A 15,013-nucleotide genomic window follows, 5' to 3' on the forward strand; every position below is an offset into this window, starting at 1 on the left:
TTCGGACACTACATTTGCCGTTTCGGACACTACATTTGCCGTTTCGGACACTACATTTGCTATTTCAGATACTACAATTGCTATTTCGGAGACTACAATTGCTAATTGCGTTTATCTTGAAACAATTGAGAGACACAGACAGACGAGTAAAAACACAGATATAGTCCCAATCAATGCGAGTAATTAAATCAACAAAACTACTCATCTCAGTCGTAAAGGTACTCCACTATGTTGAAAGAGAACTATTCTAGGAGTATCTCCCATGACTGTGACAACTCGCGGTTCGGCTGCTGTGGAAAAAGCTCAACGTCGTCTTGCCTTGCTAAAATCCATTAATGAGAATCTGGATTTAGGACACGGATTAACCATTGAAGCCTATACTCGCCTAATTGATAATACCCGTGCTGTTGTGGAAGCACATAATACGCTGTTGTCTAATCTTGAAGAATCGCGTAAGACAGCCACCCAGATGGACAAAGCGCTTTCGGAACTTTCAGAACGGATGCTGAGTGGAGTTGCAACTGTCTACGGTAAAAACAGCATGGAGTATGCTAAAGCAGGTGGTTCTAATCGCAAGCGGGGTAATAAAAAATTGACTTCGCAAGTTCCTCCGGTTGTAGAGGTTCCCGCTACTCAACCCGTCCCAACTGCAATTTTACAGGAGCCAACTAACGGGCGAGTCAAGAATTAGTATTGAATATCTACATTAAGCGATCGCCTGTGGTGGAAAAGCGATCGCTTGATTCATCGAATAACTACCAAACAATAATAACCAAACCCGATGCACTGATGTTTTAGTCGCAGGTCAATACCTGTACAACATCACCTTTACTATCTATGACATATTTCATAAATACTTATGACCAGTCTAAGCCATCTTCGCTATCGCCATTAAATTCAGCAATTTCAAAATCTGCTTCTGTTGACTGTTGATTTCCAGCAAACATCCCAAACTGCATGGGTTGCTTTTTTATTTGCTCTTTTTTTGACTCTAAAAAAGTGATAATAACACGGCTTTCTGAAATATCTTTAGGTAATTCTGTAAGTTCTATTTGACCGTGTTTATACAATCCTTCAATTGATTGCAACATAATTTTGACTGTGTTTAAATTTATTGTATATAGGCAATAAATTAAGACTCAATTGCCGATAAACTAAAGATAAGAATGTAGGAGAGGCGGATTGAAACTGCCGAATTATGAACGGGCAGTTGTGCCACAGCGAAAAATTACTGAGTATCTATTGTCCTCAACTCACCCCGATGGGCGCAGCAAGGAAAAGTTTTTCACTGCGTTTGGTTTTTCAGTAGATGATTGGGAAACTCTTGCTCATGCATTACTAAATCATGTTGTTGATAACGATGTTACAAAGATTGAAGATTCACCATTCGGAACTCGATATGCTGTAGAAGGTACACTGCTTTCACCGGATGGCAGAAACCCTTTGATTCTTTCGGCTTGGTTTATAGAAACTGGGGAAACTATTCCTAAGTTTGTTACTTCATACCCACTGAAACGTAGAGAAGAATGATTCAAGAACTTGATAGGGTTATTCTGACTAGCGATCTCCCAGAATATAGTTTAGAACAGGGTGATATAGGTACAGTTGTTTTAGTACATCAGGGTGGCAAAGGATATGAGGTTGAATTTGTCACATTGGATGGCGAGACTGTGGCAATTGTTTCACTTCACAGCATACAAGTACGTCCCATTGGTAGAAGAGAAATTGCGCGATCGCGCGTGATGAATTAATGCGAACAGTGCAATCGCACGTCCTACATCAACCTTCTTGAGTGTAGAGTAAATAGTTCACAAGCTATAATTGCGTAGGCGTAGCCCGCCGTAGGCATCGCTTACAGTCCGACTGGAATATATCTCATCAATAATTTCTTCTGCTGTGCGTGTATCTTCCCAGCTTCCGAAAGTTTCTAAAAAAGCTTGTGGTGGATGTTTCGCTTGTGTTGGTTCATTTGGTAAATCCTCTTGTTCTAGCTTCTGTGTCTCTTGTTGAAGCACCTTATGAACAATTTTGACGATTAAAGCTTCTAAGTCTGCTACTGTGAGAACACTTAAAGGCTGCTCAGATTTAGGTTGGGAGTTTTCCATAGAAAATATCTGGCTGTTGAACTCGATATTTTCATATTTTATCTGCAATAACTGTAAATTATTTCACAAGCTATAATTGCGTAGGCGTAGCCCGCCGTAGGCATCACTTACAGCCCGACTTAAATATATATCATCAATAATTTCTTCCGCTGTGCGTGTGTCCTCCCAGCTTCCGAAGGTTTCTAAAAATGCTTGTGGCGAGTTACACCTAAGTCCTCTCTCGACTCTAAAAATGGATATTTAGTTAATTGCAACAGAAGATGTAATTAGCGATGATAGGAAATTAATTATTTCTTGTATTAATGGCTCTTGTTGTAATATTTTAATTTCTTCATCATTTATACTGTCAAATATTCTGGCACTTATTTGCTCATCATTTCCGAATACTGTCTTTAAAAATTCTTTTGGGCTACTTTTAGCTAACTGCCATTCTAAATCATTGAATTGGCGTTGTGCTATTTTCTCTATTAATGATTTATCGTGTAAAAATACAATTTCTAATTGGGGAATTGCCAGAAAAATTTGATAAGGGATTCCAGATGATGCCTGATTTAATACATAATTAATTAAATCATGTCTTTCAAATATTTGAGATTCGTTATCTGTACCTGCATCTAAGACAAGAGCAACAGGTGTTTTCCGAGTAGCAAGCAGTGAACTAGCTAAAGAACGCGCTCTATAAGAACTTTCACCAGCTATAAATTTGATATCTTGACTTAAATTTTGTGGTAGTAATCTCTGTAAAATTTCTATATCTTTATCACTTTCTGTAATCATATATGCCAGGTTCATGATGAAATCTCCGTTGTAATGTCGTAATTAGGGATACATTTTTGCACACAGATACGATATTTTTTGACTAGGAATTTACATATACATTTATTGGTTAGTGAATATTCAATTTCTTTTCCTCCCCACAATAGAATAGTTTGAGGTGCTACAAATCCAGTTAATGTTACTGCTGCTTCTGTAAATCCACTGCAACTAAACACGCTACCAATAGCTGCTGCTGGCCTTCGTAGTAGTTGATTTCGTAGCTTTGCTATGGGTTCAATATTCACTTCTTTAGTAGTGTCCTTACATTCTATCAAGCAGGCTAGACTGTCTGTATATACCACTCCATCGATTTGTTCTACAACTTTATCTTGAATTGTTACAGTATAAGGCCAAGCCACTTCAGAACCATCTAATTGGAATGCGCGTAAAACTAAATATTCTAATGCTTTACCTTCATCCCAAAAGTTTGAGGTGTTTTTTGCTTTAATTTCTGACCATAATATCATTAAGTCATCCCAGCTATAGGTGATAATTCTTGCTTGATATTCTGCATCTGTAGCCATGATTGCATTTGAAGTTTAGTAAGCTGTTAAAGATTTTACTCATATTACATTCTTACCATAGCCATACTATTTGATTTGTAAAAATAACCAGACTCAGATCCCCGACTTCTCCAAGAAGTCGGGGATCTTGTTGTTCACGAATGATTTAGAATGGCTACAATTTGCAGAGTGACGCTACTTATAATCAAGCACTCTCTTGTAGGTTAGGTTGAACGAAGTGAAAGCCAACATTGACAAAGTTTTCAGATGTTGGCTTTCGTTCCTCAACCCAACCTACGTCTGTAGCTTGCGCTCCCGCTAAGTATCTTAATCACGATTAGTAGAGTAAACAAAATAACTAGCGCAAACTTGCTATCTACGTATATAATTATTATCCAGCCTCTAAACAAAAATATTTATACATATGCCTATATTACTCAATGATTTCAATGGTGATTCATTACTAACAGTCATAGAAAATCAAGTGAGATTGGCTAGCAGCAATAATAATTTTGACTGGATATTCTATGCAATGACTTGTTACTTTAAGCAAGAAGCAACCGAAAAGTTGGCAAAGAAAATAAATGATATTCTCGGTAATAAATTGTTTGGTTTTCACATACTCATCGATAAAGACGAATGGTTCAAAGAATCTTTAAATGACAAACTATATCTTGAAAATTTAAGTAATATAACAAAATTATCTATAGATGATATTTCTTTAATACCAATATCTGCCAAAAATAACAAGCTTTTTCACAGTAAATCATATGCGCTCATACATTCTAGTGACAAAAATATTGATAATTATAAAGGCTTTGCTTTTGTAACTTCTGGTAATTTAACCAATGCTGGTTTAGAAAAAAATATTGAAATAGGTCACATCGTATATGACAATGATTCACTCAGAAACTTTACGGATATATTTTTCTATCTTAAAGAGAACTATACTTTATCTGAGGAAGACTTAGCTGAACAAAAAGAATTTATGCTTGCTTTTAATCTGCTATCAAATGGCAGCTTTTACCATCAGTGGCAACAACAACATCAAATAGATTTGAAATTCCGTTTAAAGCTTTCTGCCGAAGAGAAAAAAAGAAGAAGAAATAAAACCAATAGACCAGAAATTGATTTAGGATATGATATAGATCAAGAGACTGAAAGCTTTTCGAGAGACCCAATCAATATAGAATTATTTTTTAATAAATTTCCTAAACCTATTCCAGACAAATTCTTAGGAACATATAGCATAGATACTCTATTGGGTAAATGGGTTCCAAATAAAATTAGTGAGTTAATCGAAGCTGAATTAAATAATACAACTAATATATATATTCAAATTTTTAAAGAAAATATAACACAAAACATGGATACATATTTAAAAGAGTTAAAATCTGATATTGATTATTTGAAAGCAAGAGACATTATTGATTGGAATGATGAACATAATCGTAATGCGATACCTAAATGGGAAAAACGAGTTACACAAATTTATCAAGACCAAAATCTAATAAAATTATTGCTTTGGAAATATGAAAAAATACCTGTAGTTATAAATTCAATAGAAGAACGTACTTTAATACTGACACTTTATCAAAGGCTAAAAAATTTGTATAATCCTAGTATAAAACGTAATGGTGTAGGTAAAATTTTATCAGAGAACGAACACGATAATTTAAATAAATATTTTAATGAATTCTTCAAAGAGATAGTTAACAAAGCAGAAGAAGAATTAAAAAATAATAAATTAAGCGATTTATATAAACCAGATAATAAAAGAAAAAATTTTTGTGCAATAGTAAATCCTGGTAATCAGATAGTTACTGGCGTTTTTATTAGATTAATTTTTTACCCAGATAGAGGATTTACTTATAAAACTTCCGAAAATAGCGAAGAAAAATTCTGTCCAATAGAAAATTTGGTAACATTCAAAATAATAAACAGTTAGAGATATTTAGATAATTATTTTATTGATAAATCTCTAACCGAGAAAGGCAGATATTAGCTAAAAATGAGAAATATTTCATTTCTATATAAAATATCTGCCTTTATGAAGGCTAAAGAGGCTAACTAAAAACGCAGCCTTAATGCACTAATTCGATCGCTCTTTTCGTCAACGCCTCCGCAGTTAAACCATTAAACGCCATCAACTCACCAGCGCTGGCTGTAGTTTCCCCACGCTTCCATGCAAAAGTATCGCGCTTAGAATTACTCCGCAACATAATTGGTTCCAGCATTGCCGGCGCACCACCAGTAACAGCAATTAACGCATCACCATCAAATAATTCGGCAAATTTGGCATCATCTAAGAAACCACCATCGGGTTCAGAACAAGTCTCCCAAGCTGTATCATCAGGACGATATAAACGTCGCGGATTAATAATAGAAACTATCTTGGCACCAATACCTTCAGTTTCTAAAAATGCTGCTGCTTCAAATACTGGCATTAATGTCATATCACCAATGACAGCAAATACAACTTGCTTATCGCCTGGAACTTCATGCAATAGTACTGCACCATCGCGTAAACCATGACGAGTTTGTTCTAAAGTAGTGCGAATTGGTAAGGGTGATTTACTTGCAGTAATCACAATTCCCTTATTTTTAGTTTTCAATGCCCAGTCATAACAAGCTTGGATACTATTAGCATCAGGGGGAAATAATGGAAACACATTTCCATTTCGCATCAAAGAAGCAAAGTAAGCTTCAATTTCTGGACGTTGGTGAGTCCAACCGTTGCGTCCTTGCTCTAATGCGCCAGCAGTAAATAATGTAATTGTTGAGGGAGTTTGACGGCGCAATTCTGCCATTGCTTGGATAACAGTTTGCCAAATTGGTAATCCGTTGATGGCAAAAGATTCGTAGGAACACCACAAAGTTCTTGCACCCATTAATGACAAACCAGCTGCTAAACCTGCACAAGCATCTTCACTCAATGGTTCGTATACTTGTCCGTTTGGCGCTTGGTTATATAAATCGTCGGTTGTGGGGTGAATAATCTTCAATGCTTGGTTAATATTGGCAATTCCCGATGCTTCGTTACCGTCGGCGTTAGTTACTAAGAAATTGGAGTCTTTTTTACCGACAATTCCCACCAATCTTCCCATTGCTGTTGTGGAAACTTTGGGTTCGCCACCTACTGCATATTCTTCTAAAGGTAATTCGCCTAAGTCTGGTAATGGTAATTCAAATTCTGTCACTACTGTCTTAGCCGCAGGGCCACCGCCAGCGCGTTCTGCATTTGTTCGCACTAATTCCCAAGCTTCAGCAGATAAAGCACGTTCTTGTAAAGCGCTGACAATATGGGGAGCATCCAAAGTATCTTTAGGATAAAGGTTGTGAGATTTTGCACCTCTGGCGTGAACTCCCGCACCTTTGAGTTGTTTAATGATGAAGACGGTAAGCTTACCACTCAATGCAGAACGCGCTGCTTTATCTACACCTGAAAGCACGGCTTTGGTAAATGCTAGACGCTGCTGGAAGGAAAAGGCGGTACTATCAACATAATCGCCAGCTTGGTTTTGGTCGTCAAATTCCTTAGCATCGACTAACACAACTTCCTCAAAACCGTTACCTTGCCAATATGCTGTCATCTGTTCGTTGGTTTTGAGAGAAACCATACTGTGATGTTCTTGGCTGTAACCGTTCCACACCAGCACGGGTAAGAAGTTGGTGGTACTGGGATAAGCAGTATGGAAGTGAGCCATTGAACTCATAATATAAGGTTCACCCAATCCACCATCCCCAACGGTGAAGGGGAAAAGCTTATCTTTATGCAGCAGTGCGGCTGACATGGCAAAGTGCTGTCCTTGTCCCAAAGGCCCCGCAGGTGCGAGAATACCTGGGATGTAACCGGAGAGATGTCCTAACAGTCCATGCTTTTCACGGAAGCGATCGCGCAATTGTTGGACTGTAAAAATACCCATATCCTCTAAAGAGCGATCGAGGAACATGGCACTATAAAATCCCGGCGCGTGATGACCCACTTCCGTAATAATGTTTTTGTACCCTAACATGACCAGAGCCGCATAAGCTTCCGCTTGGCTAGCAAATCCACCAGGGTGTCCAGAAGCTTTACTACCTGTGATTTGTAGCGTCAGGTAACGTAGAGCATCGGCAGCAAGTAAAGTTTGATATACGGCTGTTGAATCGGTAGGATCTGCGATCGCTACATTGCCTGATTCTATAGCAGGGGTTGCACCATGAGTTTCAAAACCTGGTAGCGCTTGACCAAAATATTGAATTCCTTCACAAAAATTGGGAAGCGCTGAAGATGCCTTGGAGGTGATTGCTGTCATGCTGAATACCTTAAGAGGATGAGGAGAAACTATAGATGCTCGTTCAAATTAACAAAAATTTTACAACCATCAGGTTGTAACAGTTTATTGCAATTTCCCAACCTGAAGATAAGAAGCTTCAATAGTAATTGAGGAAAAATTTAATGTTGTTCTGTGAGCTTCATTGGCAAAAAAGAATTAACCCAATAAATTAAGCCTATGAAATTGCCCAATGGTCCCCAGTCCCCAGCGCTTGTCCAGATGCTGCAATGGATTTTTAGACCAATGCCGTTTATGGAAGATTGTGCCCAGCGCTATGGTGATATTTTCACCCTACAATTAAATCCATCCATAGTGTTTGTCAGCAATCCTCAGGCGCTACAGCAAATTTTAACCAGTGATACCAAGGAATTTGCAGCCCCTAGTGACTGGAACACTGTATTTGAACCGATGCTAGGGAAAAATTCTGTAATTACAGTCAGCGGTGAAGTACATCGCCGTCAACGCCAATTATTAATGCCACCGTTTCACGGTGACAGAATGCGTACCTACGGCGAGGTGATTAACAAGGTCACAGAAGAAGTAATTAGTCAATGGCAGATAGACAAACCCTTCTGTGTCCGGTCAGCTATGCAAATCATTACCATGCGGGTAATTATGCAAGCTGTATTCGGATTATACGAAGGGCCCCGCGCCCAAGAATTAGAGGAAGTTTTAGCCGTAATGCTAAATGAAACCTCCCCCCTACGGGTAGTCGAACTCTATTTTCCTGCTCTACGCCTAGATTTTGGCCCAAAAAGTTCTTGGGGAAGATTCCTGCGCCGCAAAGAGCGAGTTCACCAACTCCTCAACGAAGAGATTCAAGAACGTCGAGACAATCCCGACCCATCGCGCACAGATATCCTTAGCTTACTCATAGCGGCTCGTGATGAAACAGGTGTTGCCATGACCGATGAAGAGTTACGTGATGAATTGATGACCCTGTTAACAGCAGGACATGAAACCACAGCCACAGCTCTTACCTGGGCATTGTACTGGATTCATAAATCACCGTCAGTACAAGAAAAGCTGTTAAAAGAACTAGATAGCTTGGGTGATAACCCAGACACCAGCAGCATTTTTAAATCCCCATATCTTAACGCTGTTTGTTGCGAAGCCTTGCGGATTTATCCAGTTGGGATGCTGACTTTCCCACGTGTAGTAAAAACACCCGTAGCTTTGTGTGGTCATGACCTAGAACCCGGTACAGTCGTACTTGGTTCCATCTATCTCACCCACCAGCGTGAAGATTTATACCCACAACATCAGGAATTTAAACCAGAACGCTTTTTAGAACGTCAATTTTCTCCCTATGAATTTTTGCCCTTCGGCGGTGGTGCTAGACGCTGTATCGGTATGGCATTTGCTCAATTTGAAATGAAAGTAGTATTAGCTAAGATTCTCTCTAGTTGGGAATTAGCGCTAGTTGATCATCGTGACGTGCGACCACAACGCCGTGGTTTGGTTACAGGACCAAATCGTAGTATTCAAATGGTTGTGAAAAAACAACATCAGTTGCCTTCTCGTACTCTAGAGTCTAGTACTCTTTAATTTTTTGCAGGGTTGATAATTCTTGAAAGTATTTATCAACCCTTATCTATATATTTTGATAGATTTCTAATAGTGATTAATAATAACTAAAAGTAATTGGTATAAACTGCATACACTAGAGTGGGTAAAAATTTGCATAGCTATTGATTTTTACTCAGAGTTTTCAATTTATTATTCAATATTCCAAGTTGGATATACCTTACTATAGATACACTCCTGAGTCTCCAAAGACTAAATTGAGTAGGTAAGAGGATACTAGGAGTATAGAAACTCATGCCAGATAAACACAGGTTGGAGGAGCAAATACTATCACAGGCAGCGGAAAACACGCTATCCAACCAACTGGATGAAGTAGAACAAATAGACGTAGATGTGCGAACTGACCTGTTTAAAATAGCCCAGGGGCAGGTAGAAGAGGTTTCCCTTACTGGTCAAGGTCTGGTGTTTCAAAAAGACATCCGAGTACAGGAAATCAAAGTAAAAACAGATAGCATTGCCATCAATCCTTTAAGTGCTATTTTGGGTCAAATTGAACTGAATGAGCCAGTAAATGCTATGGCTCGCATTGTAATGACAGAGGTAGATATTAACCATGCCCTGTCCTCAGATTTAATTCAAAGCCAGTCACAAAATTGGGAATTAAACGTAGATGGCGAAATTGTAAATTTTAAGCTGCAACAGATCCAGGTATCTCTTCCAGGTAGCGGTAAAATAGAATCTCGCGGAACAGTTTTGATAGAAGAAAAAGGAAAGAACCGCCTGTTAGGTTTTACTGCAAGGATTCGTCCGCCTGTTGATTCACAACCATTACTATTAGAAGGTTTCAACTGTACTCAGGGAGAGGGAATTTCAGTTAGCCTAATTACAGCCTTAATGCAGAAGCTTAAAGAATTGCTGAAAACATCTTACTTTGCATGGGAAAATATGGTATTGCGTATCAAAGATTTGGAGGTAAAACAAGAGAGTCTCATCCTTTTGGTAGAAGCGCATATGAAGCAACTACCCTCAACAGAAAATCTGCCTCATAATAAGTAAAATGATAGCCACTAAACTCAAGCTTTACTCACTATTAGTGCGGTAAATTAGTTTCATTCTTTGTAATATCAATCTAGCTCAATTTCTAATTTACAAATATGCAAGAGTATGACGTTGTAATTATTGGCGCAGGACATAATGGTCTAGTTTGTGCTGCGTATTTGCTAAAGGCTGGCTATAGCGTTCTATTACTAGAAAAGCGTTCTGTGCCAGGTGGTGCGGCAACAACTGAAGAATGTTTACCCAAGGAAGCCCCAGGATTTAAATTTAACTTGTGTGCTATTGACCACGAATTTATACATTTGGGACCAGTTGTTGAAGAATTAGAACTAGAAAAATACGGTTTAGAATATTTGGAGTGTGATCCAGTTGCGTTCTGTCCGCATCCAGATGGCAAGTATTTCTTAGCTCATAAATCTGTAGAAAAAACTTGTGCAGAAATTGCCCGTTACAATGAACGCGATGCCAAAAAATATGCAGAATTTGTAGACTACTGGCAGCGGGCAATAGGTGCAATGATTCCCATGTTTAATGCACCACCGAAATCAATTATAGATATCCTTGGCAATTACGATATTACAAAACTGAAAGATTTATTTTCAGTAATTGGTTCTCCGAATAAAACGCTGGATTTTATTCGCACCATGTTAACCAGCGCCGAAGATTTACTTAACGAGTGGTTTGATGAAGAGTTTCTCAAAGCACCCCTAGCAAGACTAGCAGCAGAACTTGGTGCGCCGCCATCACAAAAAACTATTGCCATTGGTGCAATTATGATGGCAATGCGTCACAACCCTGGTATGGCTAGACCTCGCGGCGGGACTGGCGCACTTGTACAAGCTTTAGTGAATTTAGTCACAAGTAAAGGCGGCGTTATTCTCACAGACCAGCATGTTGAAAAAGTGTTGATTGATGATAACAAAGCAGTAGGTGTGCGAGTCGCTGGTGGCACAGAATATCGGGCTAAATACGGTGTTATTTCTAATATCGATGCCAAGCGGTTATTCTTGCAAATGACTGATAAAAGCGATATTGATGCAGCCGACCCAGATTTATGGGAAAGATTAGAACGCCGCATCGTTAACAATAACGAAACTATCCTGAAGATAGATTTGGCTTTAGACGAACCGCTACACTTTGCCCACCATGAACACAAAGATGAATATTTAATTGGGTCTATCTTGGTTGCCGATTCAGTTACTCACGTGGAACAGGCTCATAGTAAATGTACTTTAGGAGAAATTCCAGATTCTGACCCATCTATGTATGTGGTAATGCCTAGCGCCCTTGACCCAACCTTAGCACCACCAGGCAAACACACTGTTTGGATTGAGTTTTTTGCCCCATATCAAATAGCAGGTGCAGAAGGTACAGGTTTGAGAGGTACTGGTTGGACGGATGAATTAAAAAACAAAGTTGCTGACAGGGTAGTTGATAAGTTAGCCTCCTATGCACCAAATGTAAAAAACGCAACTATTGCGCGTCGTGTAGAAAGCCCGGCGGAATTAGGCGAAAGATTAGGTGCATACAAAGGTAATTATTACCATATTGATATGTCTCTCGATCAAATGGTATTTTTCCGTCCTTTGCCAGAAATAGCAAACTACAAAACGCCAATTGATAATCTATTTTTGACTGGTGCAGGAACACATCCAGGTGGTTCAATCTCTGGTATGCCAGGGCGCAACTGTGCGCGGGTATTCTTGCAGACAAAACATCCCATCGCACAGACTTTAAAGGATGCCAGAGATTCAATTAAGTCTACTGTCGGTTCGATGTTTGGAATTATTTAGGCGTTGCAGAGGTAAACTTTATTATTGCTAAGGCATACAATCAATCCATAGGATAAAAATGTATGCCTTCACGCAATATTTATTACAACTGTTTTAAAAATGCCTTACTCAAACATGAATTGACTATCACTTACAGCAGAATTCAGGAGTTAGAATTCAGAATTCAGAAGTAAAACAGTCTTTATGCTTGGGTTTGAGGCTTAGGATCTGTACTTCACTAACTTGAAATTTGCTGTATGACCCCCCTGAAACTTGAGTAGTGTCTAAAAGATTTATGTTGACTTGGGCTAAAAATCAGGGTTCTACTTATTATTTAAATCTGCAATAAGTTAGCGATCGCCTGGGGTAGTGGCAGTACAATAATCACTAACAAAGCCATTGATAATAAACCCAAAATATCGCGTTTATTATCCAGTTCTGTAACATCGTTGAGAGCAGGTTCATCGATCAACGGTATGAGCATTAAGATGATCGCCCAAACGAAATATTCTACCTGGATAAAAGAAAGTAATAGCAGCAGCAAGCGAGCCATTTGACCAATTGCGATCGCAGTTCTCTGTCCAAAGATAGCGTGGACAATATGACCCCCGTCTAGTTGTCCCACAGGCATCAAATTTAATGCAGTCACAATTAGCCCTAAAAAACCTGCGATTGCAACTGGATGTAAGTCAATAGCTGATGTTGCGGTTAACAAATTCCCTAGTGCTAATTTTGAGAGTAGCGCTAGCAAAATGGAATATTTGGGATTGAGAGCATCGGGGTTTAAGGGTCCGGTTTTTGCGCTCAAAGCAACCACATCAGAGTGAGCTAAACCCCAGATTAATAAAGGTAAAGTAACAATAAAACCTGCAATTGGTCCAGCGATACTAACATCAAATAAAGCTTTGCGGTTAGGAATGGGGCTACGCATCTGAATAAATGCCCCAAATGTTCCTAAGAAAAAAGGTATGGGGATAAAATAGGGCAGTGTGGCGCGAATTTTGTAGTATCTAGCTGTCAAATAATGACCAAGTTCGTGGGTTCCCAAAATAGACATTAATCCTAAAGCATAGGGCAATCCCTGGAGTAAAACACTAGGTTGAGATTGTAATACTTTAAGCTCGACACCAGCAAGTTTGGTTCCCACTACGGTAGTAGTTATCAACGTAGCTACTAAAAGCAAGAGCGCTAATCCTGGACGTGTTAACTGTTCCTGGTTGCTGGCATTGATCTGTTTGGCAGCTTGAGGATTGGGAACAAGTACAAAGAAAGGTTTGCTGTTGACACCTTCTTGAAATATCAGCAAAAAGCGATCGCCAAATTGTGCTTCGATATTAGACTTAATTTGCTGGTAGGCCTGATTGGGTGTAGTTCGTAACTGACCTCTACAGATCACTGCTTGGGGTCGATACTCAATGTTTTGAACATAGTATGTAGACCAGGGAAAACAATTTCGCAGCTGGGTTTCTTCCGTTGGCTCAATGGGACGCACTTTTACTGGTTCTGCGGTAGGATGAATAACCGATTGTGATTCAATGGCTTGGGGTTCAGTCTGTTTATCTGTAGGTGTTCGCCGTCCCCATTGAAATAACAGCCAGTATAACAGAATGCAAATAATTGACGACCAGAGGATCAGTGATGGAGGTGGCGGTTGTTTTGCCCCATACAGTAGCGTCCATCCGCTCAACAAGAATGCTGGTGTCATCAAAACCAGCCACAACAGCCAAACAGGTGTCTGGGTGCTGTGAGCGACGACACGCTGCACCATTAGATAAGTAGCTAGTCCCAGTAGGAGGAGAAACCAAAATGTCATGTGCTCTTCGGTAATTTGAAAAAATGTCCTACCCGTAGCGTCAGCACCACAGCTTTCACTACCGGCCAGACTATAAAACCCCAATTTTTTCCCCAAGGTTAACAGCAGTTTTTAGTTCTGAAGCTTCCAGCCTTCAGAAATTGAACTCTGTAACTAAATTGTTTACAACTCCTCAGTTTCGGTGTTTTTCTCATGTGCCCCTCACCCCAACAACCAAGTCATACAGCTAAGCCACCACGGGTTGTACTCTCTTACGAAGTTCCGTTCGGAGGAAACCTCAGCTCGGACTTCGCGCTGAATAGCATTTTTGCTTTTCCACCCAATCGGGACACATTAGGGGGAACCTCTTATTTTATTGTAAGAAATGAAGGCAATATCCTGATAGATTGCCCGGCTCTAGAGCAGACTAATCTCGATTTTTTGCGATCGCATGGCGGCGTGCGCTGGTTATTTCTAACTCATCGCGGTGCTATTGGCAAAACAGCAGAATTTCAGCAACCCTTGGGCTGCGAGGTTGTAATTCAAGAGCAAGAAGCATATTTATTACCAGGATTAACTGTAACTACCTTTGCCCAAGAACTCACTTTAGATTCAGCGACACAAATAATTTGGACACCTGGTCATTCTCCTGGCTCGTCTTGCTTACACTACAGTCAGCTTGGAGGAGTGCTGTTTTCAGGACGCCATTTAGTTCCCAACCAACAGGGTGAACCAGTTCCATTACGAACAGCCAAAACCTTTCACTGGCCGCGACAAGTTAAAAGTCTCCAGTACATCTTAGAACGCTTTACACCAGAAACTCTTCAGTATATTTGTCCCGGTGCGAACACGGGTTTTCTGAGAGGCAAAAGTGCAATCGATCGAGCTTACCTACGTCTTGCCTCTCTAGATTTACAAGCTTTGCGTCAGATGCAAGTGCTTTTATGAAGGATAGGGGGGACAAGGGGGACAAGAAATTTTGGATTTTGGATTTGCGATTTTGGTTAATCAGCGCGGTTTGGGGGTTTTCACACCACTTGCTACCTTCGGGAACGGGGAACCGTTCAACGCAGTGGCTCCCCATAAGCGACTGTACCAAGACGAAGGTATTGGATTTCAATCT

At 39.7% G+C, this 15,013-nt stretch carries 14 protein-coding genes; 8 read left to right on the top strand and 6 right to left on the bottom strand.

What is annotated here, in order from left to right; genetic code table 11:
* Window positions 1-262: 262 nt before the first annotated feature.
* Window positions 263-691 (top strand): hypothetical protein, encoded by a 429-nt coding sequence (locus BV372_RS05595; RefSeq protein WP_086684413.1) that lies wholly within the window; start codon window positions 263-265, stop codon window positions 689-691.
* 166 nt (window positions 692-857) lie between these two features.
* Here BV372_RS05595 and BV372_RS05600 read toward each other — a convergent pair whose 3' ends face one another.
* Window positions 858-1,091, bottom strand: a complete 234-nt coding sequence (locus BV372_RS05600; protein WP_086684416.1) for a hypothetical protein — start codon at window positions 1,089-1,091, stop codon at window positions 858-860.
* Window positions 1,092-1,182: 91 nt separating this feature from the next.
* On the opposite strand from BV372_RS05600, the gene BV372_RS05605 reads away from it, so the two are divergent.
* A complete protein-coding gene (locus BV372_RS05605) occupies window positions 1,183-1,530 on the top strand; it encodes a DUF6883 domain-containing protein (protein WP_086684419.1) in 348 nt (115 codons plus the stop codon).
* Window positions 1,527-1,751, top strand: coding sequence for a DUF4926 domain-containing protein (locus BV372_RS05610; RefSeq protein ID WP_086684422.1), 225 nt, complete (start codon window positions 1,527-1,529; stop codon window positions 1,749-1,751). The genes BV372_RS05605 and BV372_RS05610 overlap by 4 nt, the downstream gene beginning before the upstream one ends.
* A 57-nt stretch (window positions 1,752-1,808) precedes the next feature.
* On the opposite strand, the gene BV372_RS05615 is transcribed toward BV372_RS05610, so the two are convergent.
* From BV372_RS05615 to BV372_RS05625, 3 genes are all read right to left on the bottom strand, one after another.
* Window positions 1,809-2,105, bottom strand: coding sequence for a hypothetical protein (locus BV372_RS05615; protein ID WP_086684425.1), 297 nt, complete (start codon window positions 2,103-2,105; stop codon window positions 1,809-1,811).
* A 240-nt stretch (window positions 2,106-2,345) separates the two neighbouring features.
* Window positions 2,346-2,897 (bottom strand): hypothetical protein, encoded by a 552-nt coding sequence (locus tag BV372_RS05620; RefSeq protein ID WP_086684428.1) that lies wholly within the window; start codon window positions 2,895-2,897, stop codon window positions 2,346-2,348.
* On the bottom strand, window positions 2,894-3,445 hold the full coding sequence (locus BV372_RS05625; protein WP_086684430.1) for a restriction endonuclease: 552 nt from the start codon (window positions 3,443-3,445) through the stop codon (window positions 2,894-2,896). The genes BV372_RS05620 and BV372_RS05625 overlap by 4 nt, the downstream gene beginning before the upstream one ends.
* 403 nt (window positions 3,446-3,848) lie before the next feature.
* Between BV372_RS05625 and BV372_RS05630 the strand changes: the two genes are divergently transcribed.
* Complete coding sequence (locus tag BV372_RS05630; protein WP_086684433.1) at window positions 3,849-5,372, top strand: hypothetical protein; 1,524 nt, start codon at window positions 3,849-3,851, stop codon at window positions 5,370-5,372.
* A gap of 136 nt (window positions 5,373-5,508) precedes the next feature.
* Here the strand turns inward: BV372_RS05630 and BV372_RS05635 are convergent, their stop codons facing one another.
* The gene (locus BV372_RS05635; protein WP_086684436.1) at window positions 5,509-7,722 is read right to left on the bottom strand and encodes a transketolase; all 2,214 of its coding nucleotides are present in this window, start codon (window positions 7,720-7,722) and stop codon (window positions 5,509-5,511) included.
* A 198-nt stretch (window positions 7,723-7,920) separates the two neighbouring features.
* Between BV372_RS05635 and BV372_RS05640 the strand changes: the two genes are divergently transcribed.
* The 3 genes from BV372_RS05640 to crtO all read left to right on the top strand — a co-directional run bounded on the left by BV372_RS05640 (window position 7,921) and on the right by crtO (window position 12,119).
* Window positions 7,921-9,291, top strand: coding sequence for a cytochrome P450 (locus tag BV372_RS05640; protein WP_086684439.1), 1,371 nt, complete (start codon window positions 7,921-7,923; stop codon window positions 9,289-9,291).
* A 273-nt stretch (window positions 9,292-9,564) separates the two neighbouring features.
* Window positions 9,565-10,326: a DUF2993 domain-containing protein gene (locus BV372_RS05645; protein ID WP_086684442.1), complete on the top strand. Its 762-nt coding sequence runs from the start codon at window positions 9,565-9,567 to the stop codon at window positions 10,324-10,326.
* Window positions 10,327-10,424: 98 nt separating this feature from the next.
* Window positions 10,425-12,119, top strand: a complete 1,695-nt coding sequence (gene crtO, locus BV372_RS05650; RefSeq protein WP_086684445.1) for a beta-carotene ketolase CrtO — start codon at window positions 10,425-10,427, stop codon at window positions 12,117-12,119.
* A gap of 313 nt (window positions 12,120-12,432) precedes the next feature.
* Here the strand turns inward: crtO and BV372_RS05655 are convergent, their stop codons facing one another.
* Window positions 12,433-13,911: a site-2 protease family protein gene (locus BV372_RS05655; RefSeq protein WP_086684522.1), complete on the bottom strand. Its 1,479-nt coding sequence runs from the start codon at window positions 13,909-13,911 to the stop codon at window positions 12,433-12,435.
* 192 nt (window positions 13,912-14,103) lie between these two features.
* Here BV372_RS05655 and BV372_RS05660 point away from each other — a divergent pair, with 192 nt between their 5' ends.
* Window positions 14,104-14,838, top strand: a complete 735-nt coding sequence (locus BV372_RS05660; RefSeq protein ID WP_086684448.1) for an MBL fold metallo-hydrolase — start codon at window positions 14,104-14,106, stop codon at window positions 14,836-14,838.
* The last annotated feature ends 175 nt before the right edge of the window (window positions 14,839-15,013 follow it).

Origin of the sequence: Nostoc sp. T09, from assembly GCF_002154695.1 — a bacterium.
GTDB lineage: Bacteria > Cyanobacteriota > Cyanobacteriia > Cyanobacteriales > Nostocaceae > Aulosira.

Coding starts and splice junctions, on each gene's coding strand:
- BV372_RS05610 (WP_086684422.1), top strand. CDS start 1,527: ATGATTCAAGAACTTGATAGGGTTATTCTGACTAGCGATCTCCCAGAA.
- BV372_RS05660 (WP_086684448.1), top strand. CDS start 14,104: ATGTGCCCCTCACCCCAACAACCAAGTCATACAGCTAAGCCACCACGG.
- crtO (WP_086684445.1), top strand. CDS start 10,425: ATGCAAGAGTATGACGTTGTAATTATTGGCGCAGGACATAATGGTCTA.
- BV372_RS05630 (WP_086684433.1), top strand. CDS start 3,849: ATGCCTATATTACTCAATGATTTCAATGGTGATTCATTACTAACAGTC.
- BV372_RS05635 (WP_086684436.1), bottom strand. CDS start 7,722: ATGACAGCAATCACCTCCAAGGCATCTTCAGCGCTTCCCAATTTTTGT.
- BV372_RS05620 (WP_086684428.1), bottom strand. CDS start 2,897: ATGAACCTGGCATATATGATTACAGAAAGTGATAAAGATATAGAAATT.
- BV372_RS05625 (WP_086684430.1), bottom strand. CDS start 3,445: ATGGCTACAGATGCAGAATATCAAGCAAGAATTATCACCTATAGCTGG.
- BV372_RS05600 (WP_086684416.1), bottom strand. CDS start 1,091: ATGTTGCAATCAATTGAAGGATTGTATAAACACGGTCAAATAGAACTT.
- BV372_RS05655 (WP_086684522.1), bottom strand. CDS start 13,911: ATGACATTTTGGTTTCTCCTCCTACTGGGACTAGCTACTTATCTAATG.
- BV372_RS05595 (WP_086684413.1), top strand. CDS start 263: ATGACTGTGACAACTCGCGGTTCGGCTGCTGTGGAAAAAGCTCAACGT.
- BV372_RS05645 (WP_086684442.1), top strand. CDS start 9,565: ATGCCAGATAAACACAGGTTGGAGGAGCAAATACTATCACAGGCAGCG.
- BV372_RS05615 (WP_086684425.1), bottom strand. CDS start 2,105: ATGGAAAACTCCCAACCTAAATCTGAGCAGCCTTTAAGTGTTCTCACA.
- BV372_RS05640 (WP_086684439.1), top strand. CDS start 7,921: ATGAAATTGCCCAATGGTCCCCAGTCCCCAGCGCTTGTCCAGATGCTG.